Genomic DNA, 4,885 nt, shown 5'->3' on the forward strand with positions numbered 1-4,885 from the left:
AAAAGGTTCCAAGCAAACTTTTGATTTGCTTGGAACCTTTTTATTTACTATTTTTGGCTAGTTATGTCCCAGCCTCTTCCCTAAAATCTTCTTATTTCTTTTGTGCCAGCCAAGAAGCGATTAGATCAACATCGTCACCAGTAGCCATTCCTGCTGGCATTGTTCCTTGGTCGCCTTCTTTACCATTTTCAATAATGTCAGCAATTTCATCCTTGGAATATTTTGATCCTACTTTTTGCAAGTTAGGACCGCTTTGGCCAGATAAATCAGAGCCGTGACAAGAAGCACAATTACTTTGGAAAGCATCCTCTGCAGCTTGCTCGTCTACATTGCCACCATTATTTTCTTCCTTGGCATTATTGTTCCCGTTGTCATTGCCTGCGTTGTCATCCCCGCCGCCACCGCAAGCTCCGAGTACAAGGGCGGTACCAAAAAGAACCGCTAATAACCATTTCTTCACTTTAAAATCCCCCTAACAAAAAGAATTTTACTATCAAGGATATTGTAACCCATTTGCCAAATTTTAAAACCCTTGATTTTCCATTGGGCATTGAAAAAGCGACCAAAATGCATCAATAGCAACACTTATACAGATTATGACAAATTACCGACAAATTCACGTATATGCCGGGAATGGTTTTCACTTCATTTGCGAGCGTAAATATGCATCAATAAATGGATCCAAATCACCATCAATAACACCTTGCGCATTCCCGACCTCTACATTGGTTCGATGATCCTTGACCATGGAATACGGGTGAAAAACATAGGATCGAATTTGACTGCCCCAGCCAATTTCTTTTTGTTCACCGCGAATTTCATTTAATTCTTGTTGCTGACGTTCGATTTCCAATTGATACAATTTTGATTTGAGCATTTTCATTGCTTGTTCCCGGTTTTGTATCTGTGAACGTTCTGATTGGCAGGTCACCACGATATTGGTTGGCAAATGGGTAATTCTGACTGCAGAATCTGTCTTGTTTACATGCTGGCCGCCTGCACCGCTGGAACGGTACGTATCAATTTTCAAATCTTCATTGTTAATATCTATTTCCACTTCATCATTAAACTCAGGTGTAACATCGCAGGAAACAAATGATGTATGTCTTCTTCCGGACGAATCAAAAGGAGATATTCGTACCAGACGATGAACGCCCTTTTCCGCCTTAAGATACCCGTAGGCATTATGACCTTTAATAAATAGCGTTACACTTTTAACCCCTGCCTCATCCCCAGGCAAATAATCAAGTGTTTCAACCTGAAATCCTTTACTTTCGGCCCAGCGCTGATACATCCGCAGTAGCATGCTGGCCCAGTCCTGTGATTCTGTTCCGCCAGCACCGGGATGAAGCTCAAGTAAGGCATTATTGGCATCATATGGTTCACTTAACAACAATTGCAATTCAAACTGATTAACACTTTCCTGCAGGTCATTCATCCCATCTTCTAGTTCAGCAAATAGATCGGGATCATTTTCCTCTTTTACTAATTCATAACTAACCTCCAGATCGTCCAGTTTTGCCTCCAATTCAGCAAACCGGTCAACATAATTCTTTAGCCCGTTTGTTTCATTAATCACTTTTTGCGCCTCGTTGGGATGATCCCAAAAACCAGGGTCAGTCATTTGCAATTCCAACTCTTTTATCCGGTCCTCTTTTGCCTCTAAGTCAAAGAGACCCCCTAAAATCGGCAATACGCGCCTTTATTTTTTCTAATTCATGGTTGATTTCTGTTAGTTCCATCCTGTCACCTCATTATTAGAGGAAATTCAAAAAGTCCGGTAAAAATGACGCTTCGAATTTCAGCGTTGGCTTGCTTTTCCGCTCCTCATGTACCTCTATGTACACTCCGGTGCTCAAAGCTACGCCGCCTTGAACCTCTTGGTCCTTTTTACCCTCCTTTTGAACACCCCTATTAGTTTGTATATTCTCGGAAAAACACTCCCTTGATTCGGGAGTGTTTTTGAGCTATTGCGTGAGCGCTTCGGCCTTGTCTATCTATTTCCATCCTTAGCGACCATGGCAATTTTTATATTTTTTGCCGCTTCCGCATGGACATGGGTCATTCCTGCCTATACGTTCTTTTTTCACATACGGTTTTTTTGATTTCTTTTTATCATTATCTTCTCCACCGGAAACTGCTTGGGTGTTTTTGACAACTTCCTGTCGCTGTAGGTTTTGGCGAATTTGTGCCTTCATCACATATTTGGAGACTTCTTCCTCAATTGCTGTGACCATTTGTTCAAACATGTGGAATCCTTCCGCCTGATACTCCTGTAAAGGATCATTTTGCCCATATGCTCGTAAATGGATACCTTGTCGTAATTGATCCATCTGATCGATATGATCCATCCATTTGCTATCAACTGTCCGCAGCAAAATGACTTTTTCAAATTCGCGCATTTGTTCCGGTGATATTTCTTCTTCTTTCTCATCATATTTCCTTTTCAGAATCTCCATGATTTGCTCAACCATTTCCTCTGGTTCTTTACCAAGCAAATCATCTGCTGAAATATCTTCCGGATCCAATAGGTTTCCATGTAAATAATCAACAATTGCAGTTAATTCCCAGTTTTCATCCAAATCATCTGCTGTGTGTGACTGGACGACACGTTCAACGGTAGATTGGATCATTCCTTCAATGATTTCCCGTAAATTTTCTGAGTCAATCACGTCAAACCGTTGCTTGTAAATGATTTCCCGCTGTTCACGAAGCACATCATCATAGGATAACACCGTTTTACGTGCATCAAAGTTATTACCCTCTACTCGTTTTTGCGCGGATTCAACTGCCCTGGAAACCATTTTGCTTTCAATTGGCTGTGTATCATCCATCCCCAGCCGCTCCATCATTGAACGGAGATTATCAGAACCAAATCGGCGCATTAACTCATCTTCCATGGATAAATAAAACTGTGTAATTCCTGGGTCGCCTTGTCGTCCGGAACGACCACGCAACTGATTATCAATCCGGCGTGACTCATGCCGCTCCGTACCGATGACCGCCAGTCCGCCAAGTTCCTTGACGCCTTCACCAAGTTTAATATCTGTTCCACGTCCGGCCATATTGGTAGCAATTGTTACAGCGCCTTTCTCACCGGCATTCTCAATAATTTCCGCTTCTCTAAAGTGGTTTTTGGCATTTAAGACATCATGTTTAACACCCATTCGCTTTAGCAAGTTGGAGATTAATTCTGATGTTTCAACAGCTACAGTTCCAACTAGAACAGGCTGTCCTTTTTCATGCCGCTCCTTAATATCTTCTGCAACCGCCTTAAACTTGCCATCCATTGTTTTATAAATTAAATCGGCCCGGTCCTCACGGATAATTGGTTTATTGGTTGGAATCGTAATAACATCCATATTATAAATGCTGCGAAATTCCTCTTCCTCCGTTTTTGCTGTACCAGTCATCCCGGACAGCTTCTGATACATCCGGAAATAATTTTGGAAGGTAATGGATGCAAGGGTCATGCTTTCATTTTGAATTTGCAGACCCTCTTTCGCCTCAATTGCCTGATGAAGGCCATCACTATAACGACGGCCTTTCATCAGTCGGCCAGTAAATTGATCAACAATGACAACCTCGCCTTCCTGAACCACGTAATCCGTATCTCGATGCATGGAAACATGTGCCTTCAATGCTTGGTTGATATGATGGGTCAATGTGACGTGATTTAAATCAAACAGGTTATCAATCGAAAAATAACGTTCTGCCTTATTGATCCCTTCCTCTGTCAATTGTACACCCTTCGTCTTCTCGTCATACGTATAATCAGTTTCATTTTTCAACGTACTGACAAAGGAATTTGCCTGTTGGTACATCGAGGCAGACTTTTGCGCTGAGCCAGAAATAATTAATGGCGTTCTCGCTTCATCAATCAAAATGGAGTCGACCTCGTCAATGATAGCAAAATTGAGCGGACGTTGTACCATCTCCTCTTTGTAAAGCACCATGTTATCACGCAGGTAATCAAATCCATACTCATTATTGGTTCCATATGTGATATCACAATAATAAGCATCCCGTTTTTCTTCTTTTGACAGCCCGTTACCGTTTAAACCTACTGTCAAACCGAGAAATCCGAATAACTCTCCCATTTCCCGTGCATCACGGTCAGCCAGATAGTCATTAACGGTTACAATATGAACCCCTTTACCGGAAAGTGCATTTAAATAGGCTGGCAATGTTGAAGCGAGTGTTTTCCCTTCCCCGGTTTTCATTTCGGCTATATTTCCTTCGTGAAGGGCAACCGCACCTAGTAATTGAACCGGAAACGGACGCATACCAAGGACACGTTTGGAGGCTTCCCGTACAACGGCATATGCCTCCACCAACATGTCGTCAAGTGATTCGCCGTTCTGATACCGCTCCTTAAATTCTTCCGTCTTATTTTTTAAATCATTATCGGTAAATTTTTCATATTCTGGTTCTAATGCATCTATCTTATCTACTGTTTTTTGATATTTGTTAAGTTGTTTTTGATTTCCATCACCAAAAATTTTTTGCAATAATCCTGGCATAATAAAACGCTCCTCGCAAGGTAAAAATCGTCACTCAAAGAGACTGTTCAAAACATCCGGGTAAAAATGACATTTCGAATTTCAACTGTCCCGAAATTCGACGTACTATTGTCGGCGTTGCAACAGAACGCCCGAGACCTTAGCCGGCCTCGATTTTTTTATCCTCCTTTTTGAACACACCCTTATACTACGATAGTCCATGATCAATAATAACACTTTCTTCATAAAAGTGACAACTGAATCGTCTATCATATGTTCGTCATTTGCATGTTTGGGCGCCTATGAAAACAAAAAACAGCCGGGAGTTTGACACCTACATAATCAGAAATTGCCTTTAAAGCCTGTGATGGCTTTATTTTTTT

At 41.5% G+C, this 4,885-nt stretch carries 3 protein-coding genes; all 3 read right to left on the reverse strand.

Annotated elements, in window-relative coordinates:
• Nucleotides 1-91: 91 nt before the first annotated feature.
• Complete coding sequence (cccB, locus tag ABRT01_RS17865; RefSeq protein WP_269411821.1) at nucleotides 92-460, reverse strand: cytochrome c551; 369 nt, start codon at nucleotides 458-460, stop codon at nucleotides 92-94.
• Nucleotides 461-640: 180 nt separating this feature from the next.
• Nucleotides 641-1,742 (reverse strand): peptide chain release factor 2 gene (gene prfB, locus ABRT01_RS17870; RefSeq protein ID WP_269411820.1). Its coding sequence is split into 2 segments (ribosomal slippage): nucleotides 641-1,669 and nucleotides 1,671-1,742, totalling 1,101 coding nucleotides; the frame shifts between segments, so codons are not numbered across the junction.
• A gap of 267 nt (nucleotides 1,743-2,009) precedes the next feature.
• Nucleotides 2,010-4,523: a preprotein translocase subunit SecA gene (secA, locus tag ABRT01_RS17875; RefSeq protein ID WP_367749087.1), complete on the reverse strand. Its 2,514-nt coding sequence runs from the start codon at nucleotides 4,521-4,523 to the stop codon at nucleotides 2,010-2,012.
• Nucleotides 4,524-4,885: the final 362 nt, after the last annotated feature.

Source organism: Lentibacillus sp. L22 (genome assembly GCF_040812445.1).
Lineage (GTDB): Bacteria > Bacillota > Bacilli > Bacillales > Amphibacillaceae > Lentibacillus_C > Lentibacillus_C daqui.

Coding starts and splice junctions, on each gene's coding strand:
- secA (WP_367749087.1), bottom strand. CDS start 4,523: ATGCCAGGATTATTGCAAAAAATTTTTGGTGATGGAAATCAAAAACAA.